The sequence below is a fragment of the Flavobacterium aestivum genome (assembly GCF_026870175.2).
In the GTDB taxonomy this organism is placed as follows: Bacteria; Bacteroidota; Bacteroidia; order Flavobacteriales; family Flavobacteriaceae; genus Flavobacterium; species Flavobacterium aestivum.
The window spans coordinates 1,687,739-1,713,412 of record NZ_CP113977.2; the positions used below are offsets into that span (position 1 = coordinate 1,687,739).

Here is a 25,674-nt window from a genome sequence, read left to right on the forward strand (position 1 = left end):
GTGTTTAAGTGCATGGTGTTTTTAATTTGGCATGTGAATCGGCTCTTATCGGTTCTACTGTACTGTCAATAGGGAATCCGTGAAATGATCCATTTCCATTATTACGAAGTCTATAGTGAGTTGCAGGGTTTGGAGTAGCTATATCTGGATCTATTCCTGGATGGAAAACAACACTTTTACTATCTGAATTTACAGGAAAGTCCATAAATCCACCTGGCTCTAAAGTATCAGCTAGTTTTCCTGCATATGCCAAATCTGCTTTGTTTCCCCATTTCCCATGTGGAAGAGGCTTTTGGGGATTATTTGCTAATATTTGAGCGTCTTTGTTAGATAATTTTAACCCATGTCGTTTCCCTCCTAAGTATCCATTTTCAGGTTTTAAATCCAGTCCAAATGGATCGACCTGTATATTAGCATCATACACATACGCATAAAAATTCGGATTATTTCCTGCTAGGCCAATAGGGTCTTGGCTTATGTAAAGTCCTGACAAGGCATCATAATACCTAAACCTATTATAATAAAGATCGGTTTCTACATCTTCATATTGCCCCAATTGTCTAAAAGGTATGAAACGTCTATCACCTTTTAAGTTCCTTAAGCCGCCATAAATGTCATAATCGGTTTCCCAAACTAACTCACCAATATCATTGTAAGCCTGTACAGGGCGTCCAATATAATCGTTAATAATACTGTACTTATTGTCTCCAACAATTTTAGCACTCGGTACAAAATTTCCTCCCTCATACACCCAAGTGATTAAATTTTCAACAGGTTCGGGTTTGTCATAAACCAAATCATCCTCATCAACTATGAGTTTTGGTCTATCCTTTAGGTCGTATTTCCATTCATGAATAAGAACATTGCCATCCCAAACATAGCGATTTATTTCTTTGTTTGTAATTTTAGCGGTACGTCTTCCTAATGCGTCGTACTCAAAACTCACGACTTTACCATCAGAATTTGTTACGCTTTCCAGCATTCCGTTGACGAGCCAAGTATAGGTTGTATCGCCGCTTTGCCACTGTTCGTGTTCTTGTTGTAAGCGTTTTTCTTCTTCCCTGTTACCCGCCAGTTTGTCTATCCAATTGGTTGGTTTTTCAAAAACCAGTGGTTTGTTAATATCGCGTGGGCTTTTGTGTATCAAGTTACCCAGCTCGTCGTATTTGTAATAATACTTTTCGTCTTTTAGCAGTTTACCTCCTTTGCCATATGTACGGTCGCTGCGGTCATGGGTTTTGTAAAGATTCCCCACAGCATCGGGGGTTTTGTATAATTCTCCTTTTCCATCATAATCAGCTCTGGCAAGGTTACCAAATGCATCATAATCAAAATAGGTCATACTTTTGGTTAGCTGGTTTACCGCACTGCGCAGTTGCTGATTGGTGTCCCAGTTGTAATAACGGGAACCCGTGCGTTTGCCGTTAGAAAACACTTCCTGTTCTTTTTGCTTACCACTACTGTTGTAACTGGTTTTTATGTGCAGTCCACCTGTGGCGTAGCGTTCTATCTCGCGACCCAATTCGTCTCGCTTTAGCGTGGTTTCCCAAGCTTGGTGCTGCTCTTTGAGTTCATTGCTTTGGGCTTCTATGCGTTCGAGTTGTCCATTTTGGTTATAATGGGTGTTTATATTGGCTCCTAATGTGGTGCTAATATTGGTACGTTGTCCTATGACATTGTAAGTTGAGGTAATGACTATGGCATTCTCATCTTTATCTAAAGCTTGCTTTTGGGTTTCCTGTACAACACGTCCGTTGGCATCTCGCTCTAGGCGTATGTTCACGTTTTGGTTAGTGGCTTCTACCAATAGTCCGTTTTTATTATAGGTGTAAGTTTCCCAAGTGCCATCGTGATAGTCGGCTCTGGTAATACGTCCCAAGGCATCTTGTTCGTACTCGGTAAATTTTCCGCCTCCATGGTCTATTCGGGTTATTTCACCCACTAAGTTGCGGTTGAATTTTTTTACGATGCCATCAAAAGCGGTTTCTTTTATAATGTGTCCGGATTTATTTCGGTCAAAATAATAGGCTTCGTTATCTTCGTTTTTTATGCTGGTTAGCTGCTCCATCCTGTCGTAGTCAAAACGTACTTTTACGCCGTTTTGCTCTCTACTGGCAAGGCTTCCCATTGGAGTATAGCTAAACTTAATATGGTTCTTGCTGTCTTTTAGGGCTATTACTTCATCATAATTGTTATAACTAAATTCTATGATGTTGCTGTCTTTCTCCACGATTTGTTGTACCCTGTCCAGTGCATCATAGGTAAAGTAATCCGCCATTTGCATCGGAGTATAGACCGCTCGTACACGCCCTCTATGGTTGTACTCCCAGGATTTTAACTTTTGGTCATTTTCACGCCATTCTACTAGGTTGTACTGTTGGTCATAAATCAATTCGAGTTGGTTATTGTTCTTGGCTACAGTTGCCAATAGTCCGTTTTTATTGTAGGTAAAATGGGTACTGGTTTTGTCTGGCGCTATTATGGTTTTGAGCTGGTGCGCTTTTTGGTCGCTGTACAAATAGATTGTTTTTTGCCCTTCTGGATCTATAGCTATCGATGGACGGTTTTCATCATCATAAAGCATCATATCTTCGGTACCATCAGGATAAGTGGTACCTGTTTGATTACCCATTTCATCATAACTGAATCCCAAGATACGACCTTCTTGGTCGATCTCACGATACAGTTCCATAAACTCGGTATAGTCATAAAAAGTGCTGTTGCCCATTGGGTCTTTTACCTGAGTTACAAGTTGGCTTGGTTCGTAATAATAAGTGGTTACGGCTCCGTTGGCATCGGTTACCAAGTTGTAGCCTTTCTCGGCATGGTACTCGATCCAACCTTCCTGCCAACCGCCATCACCCCAAGTGTGGATACAACGGTTTTGTGCATCGTACTCCCAGTAAAAGGTTTGTCCGTTACGGTCGGTTTTCTTAACCATCAGGTGGTTGCGGTACTCAATCTGGGTTGGTTTTTGCAGGGCATCTAGAATTGCCACCATATTATAGTGCTCATCGTACTCATAGGCTACCAACAGTTCATCCTGTTCCGGAGCTACGAGTTCCAGTTTTTGAACGAATCCATCCTTGGTGCTTACTTTTATTTCTCTTCCCGAGGCATCTATAATTTTGCTTAAGCCATATCCTGTAAATTCAAAAATGATGGCTAATCCATCATGATTGGCTATTTGTGTGAGTTGGTATTTTTTACCGTCAAACAAGGTAAAATCATAAAAGAGTCTGCTGCTATGATCATAGGCTTGATAGCCGTTTGAAGTTCTTTTTAGGGTTATTTTTTCCTGACGCAGGTAAAACTCTTCTTCCGGCAGCAGGGCAGGAAATGCCACGAGTCTACCATCCTCCATACGTAGTCCCAAGGCTCCATCTTCTGGATATAATTCTACTGCGCGATCGTAATTACAGTGTACACCATGCCCAAGCCAGCCCACATAGTCTGAATCGGAGTACCAACTGCGTTCCCAATTGAGCGCAATAGGACCTGCAATATCAAAATCGCTTCCTTCATAAATCACTGCTCCATTGATAAGGTTTACGGGTTCGAATCCTGCTTTACACAACAATCTACTGAGCCAGTTAGGACCAACGGCTCCTTTAAGAAGTTTATTGAATGCTTTTTTCCCGAGTTTTAACAAGGTACTAAACCCTATACTGGTTAATAAGCCTGTAAGCATTCCTCCCCAATCCGGTGGATAGGGTCCACCCACCATTACAGGTTTTCCGGTTGGGATTGGCAATGAAAACGAAGTTGGAGCAAATAGTGTTGGTGCAAAGGGCAACATTTTCTTGCCTACTTTGACTTTCCCTACTGATAACGATAACGGAAGTCCAATATCATTACAGGTCATCAGCATATGTCCTTTGGGACTCATTCGAGTACCGTCTGAGAATACGGTTTGCGAAGCAAAAAAGTTCATACTCTCATGCCCGATAATCGGTGTCATAAGCCATGGTGGTGTAAAAAGCGGAATGTGTACCAGTGGAATTATAATCCCGCTGGTGTCTGAGTTCCCACGCTTAAAACCATTTACATGCACACTGGTGCCTAAAAACGGAATATAATCTGCTGGATCAATGACAATACCAATATAAGGATGAAAAGGATTAAAAGGAGGTAAGGTAGTAAAATGTATATCTATACCGACCACAATGGTCAGGTGATTATCAGTTAATAACATAATTTAAAATAGGGGTTATTTTATTGTGGGAAAATACAACTATTTCGAATCATGACCAAAAATAGTTCTAATATGCTTGGCTTTTTTTTGGAGTAATTTCCTAAGTCGCGTTGAATCAGCTAAATTCTGACATAAATAATTTAGTATTTCAAAAATGATGTTCCAGTTTTGAGAATTACTTGAATATCATTGTCTCAAGATTTGTGATTGGATTCTTTCGCATTATATGTGCAACTTCAATTAATTATTTTATGGATAAAATTTGCAAGAAGTATAAGTAATAAATGTTTGTTAATTTTTTGTAAGAAATATCTATTTTGTAATAAAATGGTCTTAATTCGCGCTTTTTTATTAACTATTAACAGTTTCTTTATGATTAAGACTCTTAATTTCTTATTTTTCTTGCTTCTGGGTTGCTCTTTATTCGCTCAAAACAATTTAACAATTAAAGGTAGGATTCTAAAAGATGGAACACAGGTTTCCATTGAATCTGCAACGGTTTATCTTACTTCTGTAAAAGATTCTACAGTAATTGATTATACAATTACTGATAAAAATGGATTTTTTAAATTGAACGTTAAAAAAATAGACTATCCAGTATTCTTAAAAGTTTCTTCTTTAGGGTATAAAACATTTAAACAAGAAATGAAGGAAGTAGCAGGAGATAAAGATTTTGGAACTTTACATCTGTTAGAGAATGAGAATATTTTAGGAGAAGTTGTAATCAAATCCGATGCACCACCAATTCGGATAAAAAAAGATACCTTAGAGTTTAACGCTACCTCATTCAAAGTGCGACCTGATGCCAACGTTGAAACATTATTAAAACAATTGCCCGGTGTTGATGTTTCTGCAGACGGAAAAATAACCGTAAATGGGAAAGAGGTTAATCAAGTTTTGGTAAACGGAAAACCTTTTTTTGACAAAGACGGTAAAATTGCACTTCAGAACTTGCCTTCGGATATTATAAAAAAAGTACAAATCACGGATACGAAAACTAAAAAAGAAGAGTTGAGTAAGCAAACCGCTTCTTCCAATAATTCAAGTATTAATCTGACCATTGATGAAGATAAAAACAAAGGTTTTTTTGGAAAATTTATGGGAGGATTTGGATCTAGTGATCGATACGAAAGTAGTGCCTTGATTAATTATTTTAAAAATAAAAGAAAGCTTAGTGTTTTGGCTTCATCGAACAACATCAATTCTGTTGGATTCTCGATGGATGAAGTTTTTGACAATATGGGAGGAGGTAGAGGCTCTTTTTATACTTATACTGATGGTAGTTTTGGAATGGGTAATATGCGTTTTGGTGGCGGAACAGGAATAATACGCTCGGATATGCTTGGAGTGAATTATTCGGATGAATGGTCTAAAAACTTTGATGCTAACGGAAGTTATTTTTTTAATGATTCAAATGGGAAAAACACCAATAGAACCAAACAAGCTAATTTGTTGCCTACCAACGGTTTTGTAACAGAATCTAAGTCTGATACAAAAGAGGATCGTATGGGACATAATATGAATTTAAATTTTGAGTATAAAATAGATTCTACTACTACTTTAAATTTTTCTCCAAAGTTTATAAAGACTAATCGAAAGTACAGTAAGAATTCCTCACAAGTATCTAATGACTTAAATGATCAATTATTGAACGAAAGCACCTCTAGTACATTTGATGAAAATGATAAAACTAATTTTAACAATGAAATTAATTTCAATAAAGCATTCAAGCGTAAAGGCCGTATTTTAAGCTTAGTATTAGAAAATGAGAATGAGAAAGAAAATATAAATTCATTAAATAAATCAAAGACTACGTTTTATCAGGACGGAATTTCGAATGATATTCGGGATCAAAAAATTGACAATAAAAATTTGAAAGATAGTTATAGCACTGAATTGGAATTTATTGAACCAATAAACGATTCTTTAAAAGTTAAAATAGGAGCACTGTATAATTGGAAAAAAACGTCTGATGATCGAAATGCTTTTGATTATGATGTAGCGACACAATCCTATACCAATGAGAATGATACCTTATCTAGTTACCAAACTTCTAATGTTAAAACAATTACTCCAAAGGCTGGTTTTGGTATTGGGAAAAAGAAATTAACGTTTGATGTGAATTTGGGGACTTCAATTACACAATTTGATAATCATTCTTTGTATTTAAATAAGATAGTAGATTTGAATAAAGAGTATGCGCTACCATTTGCTAGTGCACAACTAAGTTATAAGTTTGGTAAGTCCATGTCGATTTGGTCTAATTATAATTATAGAGTTGAGTTTCCAACAGCCAGTCAGGTTTTACCAGTAGTAGATTTGACTAATCCGTTGAATACTCTTATTGGAAATCCAAATCTAAATCCAGATAGGATGCATTCTGGATTTATTAGCTTTAGAAATTTTGATATGGCAACTAAATCGGGATATAGTGTTTATTGTGGTATGCAGTTTTTTGATAATCAATTTGTTGAGTCTTCTTTTTATGATGAAAACAGGAAACAAACAACTACATATACCAATGTCGATGGAACTTATTATTCTTATTTTGGAGTGTATTGGAACAAAACAATCAAAAAAGAGGCTAATTTGTTTAAATTAAGATTTTCTTTAAATAATAATATATCTTTAGACAAAGGGTTTACTAATGGCGTTTTATATGATGCCAAAACATTTAAAATAACACCAGGTGTTAACTTTAGCTATGAGTATGGAGAACTTTTGGTTATTAACCCTTCGTATAGTTTTACCTATAATGAAACCAATTATACGAACTACTTGATTAATTCAGCGTCGAATGTGTTGCATAAAATCAATATTCAAACCACCAATTATTGGCCTAAAAATTGGGTTTTTGGGAATGATTTTGGATACACTTACAATTCTAATATTACAGATGGTTTCAAAAAAGACTTTTATCTATGGAATACCAGTTTAGCGTATAGTTTTTTTAATAAAAAAATGTCAGCTAAAGTAAAGGTCTATGATGTTTTGAACCAGAATCAGAGTGCTACCAGAACAATTACGCCAACAACCATTCGTGATGAAGAGAATCTTGTTTTGAAACGTTACGTGATGTTTTCTTTAACCTACAAAATAGAGAAGTTTGCAGGTAAAGAAAAACCAGCAAGGAATAGAATGGGATTTTAATCCCTATTCAAATCATAAAAAAAGCTCCAATAACTGGAGCTTTTTTTATGATTTGAAATGTTTTTAATAATAGGCATTGGCTTTTTGTAATTGAATAAACTACCAGTTTCCGCCTGAACCTCCACCGGAGAATCCGCCTCCGCCAAAACCACCGCCGAAGCCTCCGCCTCCGCCACCAAATCCACCACCGGAAGATCCTCCTCCGAAACCTCCACCACCACCTCTTCCAAGGCTGCTTAGGATAATAACATCGAGTAGGCTAGGACCTCCGCCACCGCCACGGTTTCCGAAATTTCCACCACCACTACTTCTGTTTTTGGATAGTAAAACCAAAATGATAACAATAATAACAATGAATGGTAAAATAGGAAAATCTTTTCCTTTGGTCTGTTTGCGTTCGCCTTTGTATTTTCCTTTGAAAACATCAATAATAGCATCAGTACCTTTGTCTAAACCTCGGTAATAGCTACCCGCTTTAAACTCTGGAATAATAATATTTCGGGTTATTTCTCCACCAATTCCAGCGGTTAGTCTGTCTTCTAATCCATAACCAGGTGAAATCCATATTTTTCTTTCGGCTTTTGCCAATAAAATAAGAACACCATTATCATCTTTTGCAGTTCCACCAATTCCCCATTTATGAGCCCATTTTGGTGTTAAGATTCCAATGTCTTCGTTTTTTAGACTTTCTATAGTGATTATAACAATTTGAGTTGTAGTAGAATCGGAATAGTTGATTAGTTTTTCTTCGAGTTGCCCTTTTTCCTCAGGGCTTAAAAGGTTGGCATAATCATAAACCGAAGTTTGAAAACTGGGTTTTTCCGGAATGTCAAATTGTGCAAATAGAAAACTGCTATTTAAGAGAACTAAAACATAAAGAAACAGGCTTAATCTCTTTTTTGTTTTCTGATTTTTGCTTTCTGACTTTTGACTTATTTTCATTATCCTTTTGATATTTCGTTTGATAATTCATTGGTGTCACCTTCTTGCCAAGGGAAATGCTTTTTGAGTTCATCTCCGGCTTTCAAAATGCCATCGATTAGCCCTTGCTTGAAATTTCCTTGTTTGAATTGGGCTACCATAACATCACGGGTACTGTCCCAAAATGTATTGGTGACAATATCGTTAATGCCCTTGTCTCCGCAAATCACAAAGGTTTTGTCCTCCACGGCCAAATAGATTAAAACACCGTTTTGTAATTCGGTTTCATCCATTCTTAATTCGTGGAAAACTTCTTTGGCGCGATCATACGCATCTAGGGAAGTTGTTTTTTCGATATGAACCCTAATTTCGCCAGAAGTGTTTTTTTCAGCTATTCGAATAGCTTCAACAATTTCTTGTTCTTCTTCTTTGCTTAAAAAATCTTCTACTTTTGACATGGGAATTATTTTTTTTAAAACACGAATTTCACAAATTTTAATCTGTGTAAATTTGTGAAATTCGTGTTAGATTTTTTGTGTCTAGAATTTTACTTCAACTGGTTTTTCAGCACCTGTTACTGCTTGGAAATATGCTTTTTCTTTGAAACCAAACATTCCTGCAAACAAAGAGTTAGGGAAGGTTTTGATATGAGTGTTGTATGGCATAACCGCTTCGTTAAAACGGGTTCTTGCTGTCAAGATTTGATTCTCAGTACTAGCTAATTCGTCTTGTAATTTCAAGAAGTTAGCATTGGCTTTTAATTCTGGGTAACGTTCTACAGATACTAATAATTTAGACAAAGAACTGCTTACACCACTTTGAGCCGAATTGAATGCTTCTAATTGTTCTGGAGTTATTTTACTTGGGTCAATTGTTATGGCAGTAGCTTTCGCACGTGCTTCGATTACAGCGGTTAAAGTGCTTTTTTCAAAATCGGCAGCTCCTTTTACTGTATTTACTAAGTTCCCGATAAGGTCATTTCTTCTTTGATACGCAGTTTGCACATCTCCCCATGATTGTTCAACGGTTTGACTCAATGTAACTGCTGTGTTGTTAATTCCTTTAACCCAGCTGTAAATTCCAATTAGTACAACTGCTACGATAATCCAAGGCAAAAATCTTTTCATGTTTGTTTAATTTAATGTTTGTTGTTTTGTTTTAATGTTTAATTATTGATTGGTTTTTATAATTCGTTTTTAATGTTTACCAACTGCATTCTGATGGCTTCTAATTTACTGATAATTTCAAATTTATCCATTGTTTTCTTTTGACCTTCTTTCAGATGGATTTTGGCTCCTTCTAAAGTGAATCCTCTTTCTTTGACCAAATGATAAATAAGCTGTAGGTTCTTGATGTCTTCGGGTGTGAACATTCGGTTACCTTTGGCATTTTTCTTAGGCTTTAGAATGTCAAATTCACTATCCCAAAAACGAATCAGGGAAGCGTTAACGTCAAAAGCTTTGGCGACTTCGCCTATGCTGTAGTATCTTTTGTCTGGTGATAATTCTATGTGCATGTTTTTATAGTTTTTTAGTTGCCAGCTTTTAATTGTTAGTCATTTGCTACTCACTAATCGCTTTTACCTTATAACTTTTTATCTATATTCTTTATTCTTTCCTCTTTTTTTCTAAACCTCTAATCCAAAGATTGATTCTCTTGATTGGCTATTTTTGAAATGGCTACGTATTCAACTGCTGAAATATTGCCATAATAAAAATTAAGCGGGTTCACGACCTTTCCGTTTTTGTGAACCTCATAATGCAAGTGTGGTGCCTCTGATCGTCCTGTGCTGCCAACATAGCCTATAACGTCTCCTCGTTTTACCGATTTTCCTGCTCGACAATTGTATTTGCTTAAATGACCGTAGAGGGTTTCATATCCGTAACCGTGTCGGATTACGATATGGTTTCCGTATCCAGAAGCTGTATTGTCTGCTCTCGCAACGACTCCATCGCCAGTGGCATAGATTGGTGTTCCTGTTTTAGCCGTAAAATCCATTCCTTCGTGCATTTTTCTTGCTTTGGTAAATGGGTCAGTTCGGTATCCGAAACCGGAAGCCATTTGTTTTAAATTTTCATTTTTTACGGGTTGTATTGCCGGAATTGCCGAAAGCAGTTTGTTTTTGGCTTTGGCCAATTTTACTATTTCATCCAATGATTTAGATTGAATAGCAAGTTCTTTGCTTAAGGCATCCACTCTTTCGGTGGTGCTGGTCACCAATTTAGAATTGTCATATCCCTGCAGGGTAATATAACGGTTCATTTTAGAATAGCCTGCTTTTCTTTCTTCTTCAGGTATGGCAGCCGTGTTGAAATAAACACGATATAAATTATTGTCTCTATCTTCAATATCTTCAATAACATCATCTACCTGATCCATTTTTTTGTTTAAAATGGCGTAATTCAATTTTAAATTTTCTATTTCCCGTGCTAATAAGCGATCTTTAGGAGTGTCAAAATAAGGAGTGTTCAGTAATATTATGAAAGTCAGAAATCCAAACAATGCAGAAGCTAATAAAAATAGAACGACGTAACCTGCTTTTCGTCTTTTTCTGATTTTTATTTTTCTATATGCCAGATTTACGGAATCGTAATAATATTTTACTTTCGCCATATTTTAAAATACCCTATTTTTGCAAATTCGTTAAAGGTAAGTCGAACAAATTTAATAAATGTTTCAGTTGTTCTGCTCTTTTTTTTTAAGATTCTAAGTTTTCAAGATTCTAAGTTATCTAGACTCTCAGAAACTTAGCATCTTAGAAATTTAATAAAAAATAATTCACAAATTACTGAATATACAGCAAAATGAAATCACAAGACGTACGTAAACAATTTTTAGATTTTTTTGAAAGTAAAGGGCATTTAATTGTTCCATCGGCTCCGATTGTTCTTAAGGATGATCCAACCTTGATGTTTAACAACTCAGGGATGGCACAGTTTAAAGAATATTTTCTAGGTCACGGAACTCCAAAAAGTAATAGAATTGCCGATACACAAAAATGTCTTCGTGTTTCCGGAAAGCATAATGACTTGGAGGAAGTAGGGATTGATACGTATCATCACACAATGTTTGAGATGTTGGGGAACTGGTCTTTTGGTGATTATTTCAAGAAAGAAGCGATTCACTGGGCTTGGGAATTATTGACTGAGGTGTATAAAATTCCAAAAGACATTCTTTACGTTTCCGTTTTTGAAGGAAATCCAGATGAGAATGTGCCTTTCGATCAGGAAGCTTGGGATATTTGGAAGGAATTAATAGATGAAGACCGAATTATTCTTGGTAACAAAAAAGATAATTTCTGGGAAATGGGTGATCAGGGACCTTGCGGACCTTGTTCTGAAATTCACGTTGATATTCGTTCTGCTGAAGAAAAAGCACTGGTTTCCGGTAAGGATTTGGTGAATAACGATCACCCACATGTGGTTGAGATTTGGAACAATGTATTTATGGAATTCAATCGTAAAGCCGATGGTTCTCTAGAAAAATTGCCAGCACAACACGTAGATACAGGTATGGGATTTGAGCGTCTTTGTATGGTTTTGCAAGGAGTTCAGTCTAATTACGATACTGATGTTTTCACTCCGCTAATCAGAGAAATCGAAACGATTACCGGAACTAAATATACTGTTAAAGCAAAAGACGAAGCTGAGGAAAAAATAAATATTGCAATTCGTGTAATTGCAGATCACGTTCGTGCGGTGGCTTTTGCTATTGCAGATGGTCAGTTGCCATCAAACACGGGAGCTGGTTATGTAATTCGTAGAATTTTACGTCGTGCTATTCGTTACGGTTTTACATTCTTGAACACAAAAGAGCCTTTCATATACCGATTGGTTGACACTCTGAGCGCACAAATGGGTGGTTCTTTTCCAGAGATTCGTTCGCAAAAAGCATTGTGTTCAAATGTGATTCGTGAGGAAGAAAGTTCTTTCTTGAGAACTCTAGATCAAGGATTAGTGTTGTTGGATGCTGTTATTAATACCAATTCTGGTACTGTAATTGATGGTAAAAAAGCATTTGAATTATATGATACTTATGGTTTTCCAATTGACTTAACGGCTTTGATTCTGTCTGAAAAAGGATTGGAATTGGATGAAAAAGGATTCCAGGAACAATTGCAATTGCAAAAGGAACGTTCTCGTGCAGCTTCTAAAGTTACCGCTGGAGACTGGAATGTTTTGGTTGAAGATGACGTTCAGGAATTTGTAGGTTACGATCGATTGAAACACAATGTAAAAATCACAAAATACCGTAGAGTAGATAGTGTGAAAGATGGTGAAATTTATCAATTGGTTTTCAACGCTACGCCATTTTATGGAGAAAGCGGTGGACAAACGGGAGATAAAGGATATCTGGAAGCTTCAAACGGTGATATTATCTATGTGATTGATACTAAAAAAGAAAACAACCAAACGATACATCTTGCTAAATCGCTTCCTGATAATTTAACCGATAGTTTTGTAGCTGTTGTGGATGGAATCCAGAGAGCAAAAACATCTTCGAATCACTCGGCAACTCACTTGTTGCACCAAGGATTAAGAAAGATATTGGGAACTCATATTGAGCAAAAAGGATCGATGGTACGTAGTGCTTCTTTGCGTTTTGACTTTTCTCATTTCTCTAAAGTAACTGATGATGAACTTAAAGAAGTAGAGGATTTTGTGAATGCAAGAATCCGTGAGAGTTTACCTTTGGTAGAAAAAAGAGGAATTCCAAAAGACCAAGCGTTGCAGGAAGGTGCAATCGCCTTGTTTGGTGAGAAATATGGTGACTTGGTTCGAATGATTAAATTTGGTGATTCGGTAGAATTGTGCGGAGGAACTCACGTTCCGAACACAAGTGATATTTGGCATTTCAAGATTGTATCAGAAGGAGCAGTTGCAGCAGGAATCAGACGTATTGAAGCAATAACCAGCGAAGCAGCTAAAGATTTTTTTGAATCACAATTGCTTTCGTTTTATGAAATAAAAGAAGTGCTGAAAAATGCCGTAGATCCTGTAAAAGCCATTCAGGCAATGCAAGACGAAAATACTTCGCTTAAAAAACAATTAGAAGCTTTATTGAAAGATAAAGCCAAGAATATGAAAGGGGAGTTGGCTAAGGAATTGCAAGAGATTAATGGAATTCAGTTCCTCGCTAAGCAAGTAGATTTGAATCCGGAAGGAGCTAAAGATCTGGCGTATGAATTGGGTGCATTAGGCGATAATTTATTCTTGGTGTTGGCTACTGCGGATGGAGGAAAACCAATGTTATCTTGCTATATATCAAAAGAATTAGTAGCTGATAAAAAATTAAACGCGGGCCAGGTGGTTCGTGAATTAGGTAAATACATCCAAGGTGGAGGAGGAGGACAGCCTTTCTTTGCTACTGCAGGAGGTAAAAATGCAGACGGAATTGCAGAGGCTTTGGCTAAAGCGGTTGAGTTTGTGAAGTAGTCCCCGCTGAGTTTTCTATAATATTGTCTCGCAAAGGCGCGAAGACGCAAAGTGTATGTGTGAAAATTAGTGATCACATTTTTGTTTCTTTACGACTTTGCGAGATTTTTAGTATATTGATTAAAAAAAGATGACTGAGAATGAGATTTCTAAAATTGTTGTTGATTAATTTCAATGAATCATTAATAAAAAATGGAATTACAAGAATTGTAAACAATCTTTAGCTTTTACACTGCTCTGTTTTTGCGGGATTTCTCGCGAAGATTTTACTAAATTTGTATCGCAAAGGCGCTAAGATTAGTATTTTTCTTTGCGACTTAGCGCCTTTGCGAGACAAAAGACTTTGCCTGAAATTTCAGCTTTAGAAAGAATAACTATGAATTTTACAACCAAAATAGATATCTCAAAAAATCCCAATCCCATAGACTACAACTCCAAGATTGTCTCGTTGGGTTCTTGCTTTGCTGAGAATATGGGAGATAAATTTCAGTATTTTAAATTTCAAAGTACTATTAATCCATTCGGGATTATTTTTAATCCGGTTTCTATCGAGAAAATTATGGATAGAGTGGTTAATGACGTTTTATTTACTGAGGAAGATATTTTTTTTCATAACGAACGTTGGCATTGTTTTGAGGTGCATTCGGATTTAAGTCATTCAGATAAAGATGAATTATTGACGAATCTGAATCAAACTTTGGTGGAAACCAAAAAGCAATTGCAGGAAGCAAGCCATATTATTATTACGTATGGAACTTCCTGGGTGTATCGAAATATTGAAAGAGATGTTTTAGTGGCTAATTGCCATAAAGTGCCTCAAAAACAATTTTCTAAAGAATTGCTTACTGTTCGAGTAATTCAGGAAAGTATCGAAAATACAATCCGTTTAATTCAATCTATAAATTCTAATTGTAATTTCATTTTTACTGTTTCACCAGTGCGTCACCTTAAAGATGGCTTTGTAGAAAATCAAGTCAGTAAATCACATTTGATTACAGCTACTTATCATGTTTTAAAGGAATCTATAATCTATTTCCCTTCTTACGAAATAATGATGGATGAACTTCGCGATTATCGTTTCTATGCCGAGGATATGATGCATCCAAGTCAAGTGGCTATAGATTATATTTGGGAGCGATTTAAGGAATCTACTATTTCGGAAACATCTTATTCAACAATGGATGCTGTTGAAGGAATTCAAAAAGGGTCACAACACCGCCCGTTTAATCCAAATTCGGAGAGTCATAAAAAATTTGAGTCTAATCTTCGATTGAAAATAGCTACATTAGTGGCTCAGTATTCATTTATGAAATTTTAAGTATGTTAAAGAGAGTTTTAGTTGGAGCAGCAATTGTAGTGGCAATAATTTTGGCATTCAAATTTTGTGAGTTCAAGAAAGGGGATGATTCATCATTAGATTATAATACCAATTTAATCCAGCAACAAATTGTTAATGTGGGTAAATTGGTGGTTACCGAAGGACATTTCTCCGAAGTTGTGACTTATAAAAACCAACAGAAATACATGATGGATATGCTTTCTTTTGAGAAAAAAGCACTTGTAATTGTCAATGCAGATGTTACAGTATCTTATGATTTGCATCAAATGAAATACGATATTGATGAAGCGAACAAAACCATCACGATTTTAAGTATTCCGAAAGAAGAAATAAAGATAAGTCCAGACATCAAGTTTTATGATGTAGAACAAAGCCAGATGAATCCATTTACTGGCGATGATTACAATAAAATCAATAAATCAGTAAAGGCTAATTTGGCTAAGAAAATAGAAAAGTCTTCGTTGAAATCCAATGCCCAAAACCGCCTGATAAGCGAACTCTCCAAGATTTTAATTCTAACGAATACAATGGGCTGGAAACTGCAATACGAGGGGAAAAATATCACAAACGAAAAAGAATTACAACAGGATTTGAAATTATAAGGATAATTTAAACACAAATTTCACTAATTATCACAAATTAATTATTCGTGTCAATTAGTGAAATTTGTGTTTGTGATTTTAATGTGTCGTTTCTTCATTCTCGAAAATCAATTCCAAACCGTTTGAAATTAATTTTTTGATTTCTGGACGTTGTTTTTTTAGATTTTCCAAATGTAACATCACTTGTTGCATTAACTCTGGCTCGTTTCTGGTATTTAAAAGTTCAACAATTTCTACAGCTAATAACCAATCTTTAGGATGATTGTTTTGTAGTTTAGTAAAAATAGCTTCTAGGGAAGTCGTTGTATCATTAGATTCACGAATGCTTCTAACGGTTTGGTATAATACTTCTAAGTCGTCTCTTTCGGCAGTATGTTTAGCTTTAATGGTTTTGCTAGAAGGAACATGTGAAATTAGATCGAAGCTATTCACATCGGCTGGACCAGAAAATGCCGAAACCAGTTTTTTACCAACAGCCATATCGTAATTCCCCCATTCTGGTTGGAACAATATAGTGTCTCCGTGTGTTACTGTACAATTTTTAAAAGAAATTAAAATAATCTCACCGTGTAGGTTTCTTTTACCAGTAATGATTTCTCCAACAACGGTTATGTTACCTTCAAATTCTAAAGTAGCAGTTTGACCTTCATAAACGCCATATGCTTTTAAGTCTCTTGGACTCATGTCTTCGATGGCTAAATTGATTCCTTTTAGTTTTCCTATCGGGCTTCCAAAACCTTCCGGATGTGTGCTGGTTCCATGTCCAACCAGTTCTTTTTCACGATAGGATAAAGCTGTTTTTCCTGTGGTTTGAAAGTAAATTGGTCTTCCGTCTTCTTCAATAACATTCGTGAATATTCCCGAAATCTGTAAGCCGGTACTCAATTCAGCAGTTCCTAAAGCTTTAGAATGAATTAATTTGTTTATTCCAGACAGTCCACCGGTGCGTAAAGCCATAGTGTTGGCAAACTCTTCCAGAATCAAGCTCAAGTAAGCAAAATCTGGAGTAACATATAGTTGAGGTTGCAATTTTGTAATATCAAAACTTTGATTTACTGCCCCAAAACCATAAGGGATTTTCTTTACATTGTCAGTCATGCACCAAGCGCTTTCCCCTATAGAGGACAATAATCCGGCACCATATATTTTTGGGTTTTCAATAGTTCCAATCAACCCGTATTCTACTGTCCACCAGTGTAGGTTTCTAATTTGGGCCATTTCGGATAATTCACCCATATTGTTTTGTAAGTCTTCCACTGCTTTTTCGGCAGCTTCAATTTCAGCTTGCGGTGTGTCTTCTGCTTCTTTCAAAATAGAAAGTAAACGAATGGCTTCGTACATTTCGTAATCTTTATGCGAAGAAATGGCTTTGCAACCTATTTCTCCAAAACGGCGTAGGTATTCCGCATATTCTGGATTCGCAATAATAGGAGCGTGACCAGCACCTTCGTGAATGATATCTGGCGCTGGAGTGTATTCTATATGTTCGAGTTGACGAATGTCTGATGCTATAACCAAAACGTTATAGGCTTGAAATTCCATAAAAGCATTTGGTGGGATAAAACCATCTACGGCTACTGCAGCCCAACCAATTTCGCTTAGTATGCGGTTCATACCATACATACTCGGAATATGGTCTACTTCAATCCCTGTTTTTTTCAAACCTTCTAGATAGGAACTATGTGCTACTTTCGAAAGATAATTCACGTTTTTGCGCATTACATATCGCCAAACCGCTTGATTGATAGGAGTGTAGTCACTGTAATCCTGTGGTTTGATGAATTGTTTTAAATGCTTGGGCAATCTTTCTAATAAGGGATTGCTTTCTATGTTTGTGTTCATGACGAAATCGATATAGTTTATGTACAAAATTACAATTTTAAGAAGCGAAAAAATACTTTTGCAATAGAAATTATTTTTCGACTTTCTCTAAATCTTCTGCTTTCGTTTTGGCTAAATTTAGTTTGTTGAAATCTTCATTATCAGGAATGTGTAATTCAAAATCATCCATAGTGTCTATTTCGATTTCAAAATTAGTGCCCGATAAATCCAATACGTGCCCACCAGTTTTTTTATCATCCGAAAGAAAATGAAAATGATAACCGGGAACATTCAAGCCTTTCATGTATTCCGGAAATCGAAAGCCAACAAGTGTTCCGGAAATGGTTCCCAAATCAAAAACAGATTGATTTTTTGCAGCATCAATCAACAATGGATAGGGCTTAGCTTGTTTAGGGACACTTCTGGTTTTTAGAGTTTGGCATTTTATTTTGATTTTATATCCCACATATAAATTTTTATTGGGAGATAAACTGTCTAACAAAGTGTAGAGTTTTTGTAGGTTTAATGCTTGTGAAATAGTAGCGGTTTTGTCTTTTGCAAAATTTGCCACCACTGCAAAAGGTGTTTTTTGTGAAGCAGTTACAGCGTAGGCTTTCCCATCTGATTTGATTTGAAAAAAATGATTGTCAAACCCAATCATTTCACCGTCTAATTCATTAAAAGTACCAATTCCGAAACTCCCTTTCTTTTGTAATGCCGCTAGAGTCATATCGCCATCAAAACCGCCCTCCATTAAGGCATTGATCGTGGCGTATTGATATACAGCTGTGTTTTTGTCTTTTTGGGCATTACTCTTAAAAAAAGAAAGTGCAATGCATATAAATCCGATGGTTTTTAAAGTGTTGGTCATTGTAATTTGGTTTTGTTAGTGTAGCAAAAGTAATACAATGGTTTTGAATAATGTAGCGGCTTTACTAACAGTAGGAATTTTTGTTGTTATTTTAGGAAATGAAAAAGCCACAAATTCATAGATTTTAAAAAATTTATAATCTGTAAATCTGTGGCCAATTTAAATTTTGATCTTATGAAGAAAAATTAATAGTTTGTCATTTTAAAACTTTACAAAAGAGGGTGTTTTGCTTCATGCCTGAAATACTCAATTTTATGATTGAACATTACTGCCATATTTTGACCTCTTAATTTGGCTTCTTCAGCAAGTGATCCTACAAACAAACTATCTACGGTATTGGTGAAAATTTCCATCCATCGTGTAAAATGTTCTTTCTCTACCGGTAGTTGTTTGTGAGGCGGGAAAGGGCTTCCAGAATACGTGTGTTCATCAAGGAGTACAGTTTGCCAAAAGCGGTACATTTTTTCCAGATGCTCTGGCCAACGATCGCCAATTTTCTCGTCAAAAATAGAACCAATAAGTTCGTCTTTTCGCACATTTGAGTAGAAAGTATCTACCAATAATTTAATGTCTTCTATATTTGTAATGTCTTTATTTGTCATTGTTTTTGGGAATAAAAATAGCCTATTCAAAGATAGGCTATAATTAGAAAATCGACAGAAAAAGATCTGTTAATTTATCCTATTAGTTGGGTGAACAGATCATGTCTTTCGTTGAGATATTGGTATTCAAATCCTTTGGTATTCATATTGTTTTTGATGGCATGAATGTCATTTGGATTCTTCAATTCTAACCCAACAACTACCGATCCTACTTCGCGACTATTCTTTTTGGCAAACTGAAAATAAGTAATGTCATCATCTGGACCTAAGATGTCGTTTACAAACTCTTTTAATGCTCCGGGACGTTGCGGAAACTGGATCATGAAATAGTGCATTAATCCTTCATAGAGCAAAGAACGTTCTTTGATTTCGGCAGTTCTTTCGATATCATTGTTGCTACCGCTTACAATGCAAACTACCGTTTTGCCTTTTATTTGTTCTTTATAAAAATCTAATGCGGCTATGGTCAATGCTCCTGCGGGTTCTACTACCATAGCTTCTTCATTGTACAGACGCAATATTGAGGTGCATACTTTACCTTCAGGAACTAGTATGATGTCATCCAGGTTTTTTTGGCAAATTTCAAAAGTCAGGTCGCCAACTTGTTTTACAGCCGCTCCATCTACAAACTTATCGATAGTATCTAATGCCGTGTTTTTGTTATTGGCAATTGATGTTTTCATCGAAGGGGCGCCTAGTGGTTCTATACCAATAATTTTGGTAGTAGGACTCAGGTGTTTGAATACAGTCGAAAGCCCGGAAGCCAATCCGCCACCACCAATAGGTACAAATACATAATCGATTGGTTCTTTATAAGTATCCAGAATTTCTAAACCAACTGTTCCTTGACCCGCAATGACTTTTAAATCATCAAAAGGATGGATAAATGCTTTGTTGTTTTGTTTGGCATCTGCTACCGCTTTTGCGTAAGCATCATCAAAGGTATCGCCAGTCAATACAATTTCTACATATTTTTTTCCAAACAACTGTACTTGTTTGACTTTTTGTTTTGGGGTAGTTTTTGGCATGTAAATTTTACCCATTATTTTCAAAAGGTGGCAAGAAAAAGCAACGCCTTGCGCATGATTCCCAGCACTGGCACATACGATTCCGCTTTCTTTTTCGGGATCTGTTAAGGAACTAATTTTGTTATAAGCTCCTCTTATTTTGTAGGATCGAACGACTTGTAGGTCTTCGCGTTTTAGTAAAACAGTTGCTCCAAATTCTTCGGATAAATTTAGGTTTTCAATCAGGGGAGTAGTGGGAACTACATTTTCTAATTGCTTTTGTGCTTGTTGTATTGCTGTAAATAAAGTCATTTTTTTAGTTTTTGGAATTTATAATTTTGAATTATAAGGAATTCATTGGTTCTAATTCGGCTATTTTAGTGGCTAATAGTTGGATTGTTTCGTTGTTTGTTTTACTGGTATAAACGCAATAATCAGTTTCTCGAATAATTGGAAAGGAATTGATAATTGATGTGACTTGTTTTTCTTTTTCGTCAGAATTCGGAAATTTTAACAGCAGAATTTGGTGAGTAGAAAGCTCAGCTTCAGTCTGTAAATAACATTTAAAAACTTCAATGACTTTTTCCATTTGATATACTATGTTTTGAACTGCTAATTCTGTTTCAATAAGTGTAATCGTAAAACGATATAAATTTACTGTTTTGCAAAAAAATACCGAGAAGCTGTTTATACTTATTTTTCTTCGAGTCAAAATAAGAGCTACTTTATTGATTAGTCCTTCCTGTTTTTCACTGAAAAGTGTTATTGTAAATTCTTGTTTCATTACTGAATGGTTTGTTTTGGTTTTAAAAAAAAATAAAGCCTTTCTCTATTTTGACAGAGAAAGGCTTTATTAGAAAATAGAATCCTGACTCGTCATGTGAAACGAATAATGATAATTACTATTATAATAATTGTTGTTATGTTTTTCATATTTGTTTAAAATAAAAAACCTCCCGATGTGGGAGGTTTCATAAATTGTATATTGATTACTTATTTATATATCACCTCGCCATAATTATCGAATGATAATTATAATAATAGCAATGATGATGTTAATTAAGTGCTTCATTTCTCTTGTTTAGGCTGCAAATGTATAGATTTTTTAGTAATCAAAGCAATAAATTAATTTTTCTTTTCTGATTTTTCTTTATTTTGAGCTATTACTGGAGGATATTGAGCTAAAATTTGAGTGGCAAATTCTTTGATTCGTTCTTCTTTCTTATTGACATCTTGTGTCAAATAACCATTTCCTATTCCTTGCCAGAACAATTCATTCTTTTTAGCATCAATAAAGTCAATATATAATGCACCTTGAATAGATGAGCTTACATAAGGATATCCGCCATATCCATAATAAGGATAATAGCCGTATCCCCAACCATAACCCCAGCCATATCCCCAACCGGAATAAACACTTACGTCTTCATATGATTTGGTGAAAATATTAACTAAAAAATCAGGATTGTCGCTTTTAACAAATCCTTTGGCTAGCATTTGCTCGTCTACAGCACGCAAAATTCTTCTTTTATCCAAATCTGAAATTTCAAGCTTATTGATTCCTTCTTTCATATAAGCAAAAGTTTTGTATTTCGTGAAATCTACGGTTTTATCATAATCAGCACTCACGGTTATCGAAGAGCATGAAGCTAATGTAAAAAACAGTAGTACTAATAGTGATTGAATTGATTTCATGACAATGCTTTTATAGGTTTAGACTTGAATAAAGTTACGAAATTTCGCTTAGAATGCCTTACAAAGCGGCTACTTTAAGTTAAAAATAACGTTTCGTCAACAAGGTTTGGAAGGGTTACTTTTAATAAAGGTTCTACCTCCATAGCTCGTTTTATTGCAAAAACAGCTCCTTCGTTTCTAGCCCAACTGCGTCTTGAAATTCCGTTATTGACATCCCAAAAAAGCATAGAAGCTAAGCGTCTTGAAGCTTCTTTTGTACCATCAAGAACCATACCAAAACCACCGTTGATTACCTCTCCCCATCCTACACCACCACCATTGTGTATAGAAACCCAGGTTGCACCACGGAAACTATCGCCAATCACGTTTTGAATAGCCATATCTGCTGTAAATCGTGAACCATCATAAATATTAGAGGTTTCTCTATAAGGTGAATCGGTTCCGGAAACATCATGGTGATCACGACCTAAAACAACTGCTCCAATCTCACCTTTGGCAATAGCCTGATTAAAAGCTTCGGCAATTTTTACACGACCTTCGGCATCGGCATATAAGATTCTGGCTTGAGATCCCACAACCAATTTATTTTCTTGTGCGCCTTTTATCCACTGAATATTATCCTGCATTTGCTGCTGAATTTCGGCAGGAGCTGTTTGAGCCATTTCTTCTAATACTTGACAGGCAATAGCATCAGTTTTGGCTAAATCTTCAGGCTTTCCAGAGGTACAAACCCAACGGAATGGACCAAATCCATAATCAAAGCACATTGGCCCCATAATGTCTTGCACATAACTTGGGTATCTAAAATCAATATTATTTTCGGCCATAACATCTGCACCAGCACGAGAGGCTTCTAGTAAAAATGCATTTCCATAATCAAAGAAATACGTTCCTTTGGCTGTATGTTTGTTGATAGCGGTTGTGTGGCGACGCAAAGTTTCCTGTACTTTTTCCTTGAATAATTCAGGGTTGTTCGCCATCATGTCATTTGCTTCTTCAAATGAAATTCCAACTGGATAATAACCACCAGCCCACGGATTGTGAAGCGAAGTTTGGTCAGAACCCAAATCAATATAAAGGTTTTCTTCATCAAATCGTTCCCAAACATCTACCACATTCCCAAGGTAAGCTATAGAAACGGTTTCGTTATTGGCTTTCGCCAAAGTTACTCGTTGTACTAAATCGTCAATGTTCTCAACAACTTCATTGATCCAACCTTGACTGTGGCGAATGTGGGTAATTTTTGGATTTACCTCTGCACAAACCGTGATACAACCTGCAATATTTCCCGCTTTGGGTTGTGCACCACTCATTCCTCCCAATCCAGAAGTCACGAATAATCCTCCTTTTGGACTGCGTTTTATTTTTCTAAAACCATTAAGAACCGTAATTGTAGTTCCATGTACAATTCCTTGTGGGCCTATGTACATGTAACTTCCCGCAGTCATTTGCCCGTATTGGGAAACGCCCAAAGCATTCATTTTTTCCCAATCATCAGGTTGAGAATAATTTGGGATCACCATTCCGTTAGTAACCACAACTCTTGGTGCTTCTTTGTGAGAAGGAAACAATCCCATTGGGTGCCCAGAATACATTGTCAAAGTTTGCTCATCGGTCATTTCCGATAAGTATTTCATCGTCAATAAATATTGTGCCCAGTTAGAGAAAACAGCACCGTTTCCTCCATAGGTAATCAATTCATGCGGATGTTGCGCTACTGCATAATCCAGATTGTTCTGAATCATCAACATAATGGCTTTGGCTTGTTCGCTTTTTCCAGGATATTCAGAGATTGGGCGGGCATACATTTTATAATCAGGGCGCAAACGGTACATGTAAATACGGCCGTAAGTTTCCAGTTCGTTGCGAAATTCTGGAATTAGCTCAGCATGGTGCTTCGGGTCAAAATAGCGCAAAGCATTGCGAAGTGCTAGTTTTTTCTCGTCGTCAGACAAGATTTCTTTCCGTTTTGGAGCATGGTTTATGTTAGCTTCATACGGTTTTGGTTGCGGTAATATAGAAGGGATTCCTTGTTGTATTTGTTCTTGAAAAGTCATCTTTTTTAGATTTTTAGATTTTCAGATTGTTGGATTATTAGAATTTTATAAACTCAATAATGCACAGCTGTTAATCTTTGTTTGTTGTATATAATTTTAGATTTTTTCGAACAGTCGAAAATAATCTAAAAAGCGAATAATCATTTTTTAATTAAAATGAGAAACTAAGGATACCGTATATCCGACCTGTGGTAGGACTTATGAATTTTAATTCTATATTTTAAAGAAATGATGTCCATTACTTTTATTGGATTTTTTATGATTTTTTAAAAAATACTGCAACCTGAAATCTAAATTCTGTGTTCTGTTACCTAAGGAAAATTACTTTTTGATTTGTCCTGTTTTCTTATCAAACCCATAAGGGCAATGACGGCAACCACTTTTACAACAATACCCTCTTTTTAAATGGTATTTTTCGGTAAAGCATTTGTATCCTTCGGGCGTGTAATAAAAATCTTCGCCTTCTATTAGTTTATTTTCATTACCTTGTTCAGCCATTCTGTTTTTATGCTTGAAATTCGCTACTAGGCGATTGTATTTTTCTTTTATTTGGACTAAATTGCCTGTACAAATCTATAAATTTTATAACCAATGTTTGTTATTGTTGCCAAATATTTAATTCCTAAAGGATATAGTGGGATAACAGTCTTTCCTTTTGTGATTGTAAAGTATCAGCCTGACTCCAATAATGAAGTATTGATCCATCACGAAAAAATACACCTCCGGCAGCAATTGGAACTACTGGTATTGCCCTTTTTTGTTTGGTATTTTGTAGAATATGCGATACGTTTGTTGCAATATAAAAATGCCGGTTTAGCCTATAGAAATATCAGTTTTGAAAGAGAAGCTTACGCCAATGAATCTCATTTGGACTATCTTAAAACGAGACCACTTTTTCGATTTTTGAACTATTTGAAAGGGAATGAGAAAGTTTAATTAAGGGTTTAAAGGTTTAAGAGTTTGAAAGTTTAAAAAACTTAGAATGTTTTAGAGATTTAAAATTAAAAATAACCGAAATAAATCTGCGTGCAATTTCCCCCTGATTAATGACAATAAAAAATACCTCATACATTTTGAACCAGAAAATAACACTTGAATTACCCAACGGAATTTCCCTCGAAATTAAGCGGGAAGATTTGCTTCATCCCTTTGTATCGGGAAATAAATTCAGGAAATTAAAGTATAATTTACTTCAGGCAAAAGCCGAAAATAAGGAAACAATATTGACTTTTGGCGGCGCTTACTCTAACCATATTGCGGCGGTTGCCTATGCAGGGAAAGAACAGGGTTTTAAAACCATTGGTGTAATTCGAGGAGAGGAATTGGGCGATAAAATTACAGAAAACCCAACCTTGCAGTTTGCCCAAGAATGTGGCATGCAATTCGAGTTTGTGACCAGAGAAGCGTATCGGTTCAAAGCCGAACCGGATTTTATAGTGAATCTGCAACAGAAATTCGGGACGTTTTATCTTGTTCCGGAAGGAGGTACCAATGAATATGCCATAAAAGGCTGCGAAGAAATATTGACCGAGGAAGATGCTAAGTTTAATTATGTATGCTGTGCGGTAGGAACAGGCGGAACCATCTCGGGGATAATCAACAGTGCATTGCCCCATCAAAAAGTTTTGGGATTTCCTGCATTAAAAGGAGACTTTTTAAAAGATGAAATTCGTAAATTTGCCACCAACAAAAATTGGGAACTAATTACTGACTATCATTTTGGAGGCTACGGAAAGGTAAATGAAGAATTGATTCTGTTTATAAATCAGTTTTACAAACAAACAGGAGTGCCATTAGATCCTATTTATACCGGAAAGATGGTTTTTGGAGTTATAGATTTAATTCAAAAAAATTATTTCCCGGATAATACCAAAATTTTATTGATTCATACCGGCGGATTACAAGGAATCCAAGGGATGAATGTGATTTTGAAAAAGAAAAACAAGACATTGATTGACGTTCAATAACGATAAGAATAT

General features: G+C 35.9%; 20 protein-coding genes. 6 read left to right on the forward strand and 14 right to left on the reverse strand.

The features are described 5' to 3' along the window. Positions 1-4: 4 nt before the first annotated feature. Positions 5-4,195, reverse strand: a complete 4,191-nt coding sequence (locus OZP08_RS07420; RefSeq protein WP_281323359.1) for a DUF6531 domain-containing protein — start codon at positions 4,193-4,195, stop codon at positions 5-7. 372 nt (positions 4,196-4,567) lie between these two features. Here OZP08_RS07420 and OZP08_RS07425 point away from each other — a divergent pair, with 372 nt between their 5' ends. Next, positions 4,568-7,345, forward strand: coding sequence for an outer membrane beta-barrel protein (locus tag OZP08_RS07425; protein ID WP_268848997.1), 2,778 nt, complete (start codon positions 4,568-4,570; stop codon positions 7,343-7,345). Between the two features lie 99 nt (positions 7,346-7,444). Here the strand turns inward: OZP08_RS07425 and OZP08_RS07430 are convergent, their stop codons facing one another. From OZP08_RS07430 to OZP08_RS07450, 5 genes are all read right to left on the reverse strand, one after another. Next, positions 7,445-8,287: a TPM domain-containing protein gene (locus OZP08_RS07430; protein WP_268848998.1), complete on the reverse strand. Its 843-nt coding sequence runs from the start codon at positions 8,285-8,287 to the stop codon at positions 7,445-7,447. Then, positions 8,287-8,724, reverse strand: coding sequence for a TPM domain-containing protein (locus OZP08_RS07435; RefSeq protein ID WP_281323360.1), 438 nt, complete (start codon positions 8,722-8,724; stop codon positions 8,287-8,289). Before OZP08_RS07435 ends, OZP08_RS07430 begins: the two co-directional genes overlap by 1 nt. Before the next feature lie 81 nt (positions 8,725-8,805). Next, positions 8,806-9,393 (reverse strand): LemA family protein, encoded by a 588-nt coding sequence (locus OZP08_RS07440; protein ID WP_268848999.1) that lies wholly within the window; start codon positions 9,391-9,393, stop codon positions 8,806-8,808. A gap of 56 nt (positions 9,394-9,449) precedes the next feature. Continuing rightward, positions 9,450-9,782 (reverse strand): MerR family transcriptional regulator, encoded by a 333-nt coding sequence (locus OZP08_RS07445; RefSeq protein WP_268849000.1) that lies wholly within the window; start codon positions 9,780-9,782, stop codon positions 9,450-9,452. A 119-nt stretch (positions 9,783-9,901) separates the two neighbouring features. Beyond that, a complete protein-coding gene (locus OZP08_RS07450) occupies positions 9,902-10,879 on the reverse strand; it encodes a peptidoglycan DD-metalloendopeptidase family protein (protein ID WP_268849001.1) in 978 nt (325 codons plus the stop codon). Between the two features lie 191 nt (positions 10,880-11,070). Here OZP08_RS07450 and alaS point away from each other — a divergent pair, with 191 nt between their 5' ends. From alaS to OZP08_RS07465, 3 genes are all read left to right on the forward strand, one after another. Beyond that, entirely contained in the window at positions 11,071-13,701 is a 2,631-nt protein-coding gene (gene alaS, locus OZP08_RS07455; RefSeq protein WP_281323361.1) for an alanine--tRNA ligase, read from the forward strand. Between the two features lie 376 nt (positions 13,702-14,077). Beyond that, complete coding sequence (locus OZP08_RS07460) at positions 14,078-15,019, forward strand: GSCFA domain-containing protein (protein WP_281323362.1); 942 nt, start codon at positions 14,078-14,080, stop codon at positions 15,017-15,019. 2 nt (positions 15,020-15,021) lie between these two features. Then, a complete protein-coding gene (locus OZP08_RS07465; RefSeq protein ID WP_268849003.1) occupies positions 15,022-15,642 on the forward strand; it encodes a DUF4230 domain-containing protein in 621 nt (206 codons plus the stop codon). Between the two features lie 78 nt (positions 15,643-15,720). Here the strand turns inward: OZP08_RS07465 and OZP08_RS07470 are convergent, their stop codons facing one another. The 8 genes from OZP08_RS07470 to OZP08_RS07505 form a co-directional block, all read right to left on the reverse strand. Continuing rightward, positions 15,721-17,484 (reverse strand): aromatic amino acid hydroxylase, encoded by a 1,764-nt coding sequence (locus OZP08_RS07470; protein WP_268849004.1) that lies wholly within the window; start codon positions 17,482-17,484, stop codon positions 15,721-15,723. Between the two features lie 70 nt (positions 17,485-17,554). Continuing rightward, positions 17,555-18,334 (reverse strand): acetolactate decarboxylase, encoded by a 780-nt coding sequence (budA, locus tag OZP08_RS07475; protein ID WP_268849005.1) that lies wholly within the window; start codon positions 18,332-18,334, stop codon positions 17,555-17,557. A 209-nt stretch (positions 18,335-18,543) separates the two neighbouring features. Next, entirely contained in the window at positions 18,544-18,936 is a 393-nt protein-coding gene (locus tag OZP08_RS07480; RefSeq protein ID WP_268849006.1) for a group III truncated hemoglobin, read from the reverse strand. Positions 18,937-19,010: 74 nt separating this feature from the next. Then, a complete protein-coding gene (gene ilvA, locus OZP08_RS07485) occupies positions 19,011-20,255 on the reverse strand; it encodes a threonine ammonia-lyase IlvA (protein WP_281323363.1) in 1,245 nt (414 codons plus the stop codon). A 31-nt stretch (positions 20,256-20,286) separates the two neighbouring features. Continuing rightward, positions 20,287-20,727 carry an ACT domain-containing protein gene (locus OZP08_RS07490; RefSeq protein WP_268849007.1) on the reverse strand — a complete coding sequence of 147 codons (441 nt, stop codon included), beginning with the start codon at positions 20,725-20,727 and terminating at the stop codon, positions 20,287-20,289. Between the two features lie 341 nt (positions 20,728-21,068). Next, a complete protein-coding gene (locus OZP08_RS07495) occupies positions 21,069-21,638 on the reverse strand; it encodes a DUF4136 domain-containing protein (RefSeq protein ID WP_268849008.1) in 570 nt (189 codons plus the stop codon). 74 nt (positions 21,639-21,712) lie between these two features. Then, a complete protein-coding gene (hutU, locus tag OZP08_RS07500) occupies positions 21,713-23,695 on the reverse strand; it encodes a urocanate hydratase (RefSeq protein ID WP_281323364.1) in 1,983 nt (660 codons plus the stop codon). A 321-nt stretch (positions 23,696-24,016) separates the two neighbouring features. Continuing rightward, positions 24,017-24,193: a C1orf53 family protein gene (locus OZP08_RS07505; protein ID WP_281323365.1), complete on the reverse strand. Its 177-nt coding sequence runs from the start codon at positions 24,191-24,193 to the stop codon at positions 24,017-24,019. Positions 24,194-24,286: 93 nt separating this feature from the next. Between OZP08_RS07505 and OZP08_RS07510 the strand changes: the two genes are divergently transcribed. Together OZP08_RS07510 and OZP08_RS07515 are read left to right on the forward strand one after the other, a co-directional pair. After that, the gene (locus OZP08_RS07510) at positions 24,287-24,631 is read left to right on the forward strand and encodes a hypothetical protein (RefSeq protein ID WP_268849009.1); all 345 of its coding nucleotides are present in this window, start codon (positions 24,287-24,289) and stop codon (positions 24,629-24,631) included. A 110-nt stretch (positions 24,632-24,741) separates the two neighbouring features. Continuing rightward, entirely contained in the window at positions 24,742-25,662 is a 921-nt protein-coding gene (locus OZP08_RS07515; protein WP_268849010.1) for a 1-aminocyclopropane-1-carboxylate deaminase/D-cysteine desulfhydrase, read from the forward strand. Positions 25,663-25,674 lie beyond the last annotated feature (12 nt).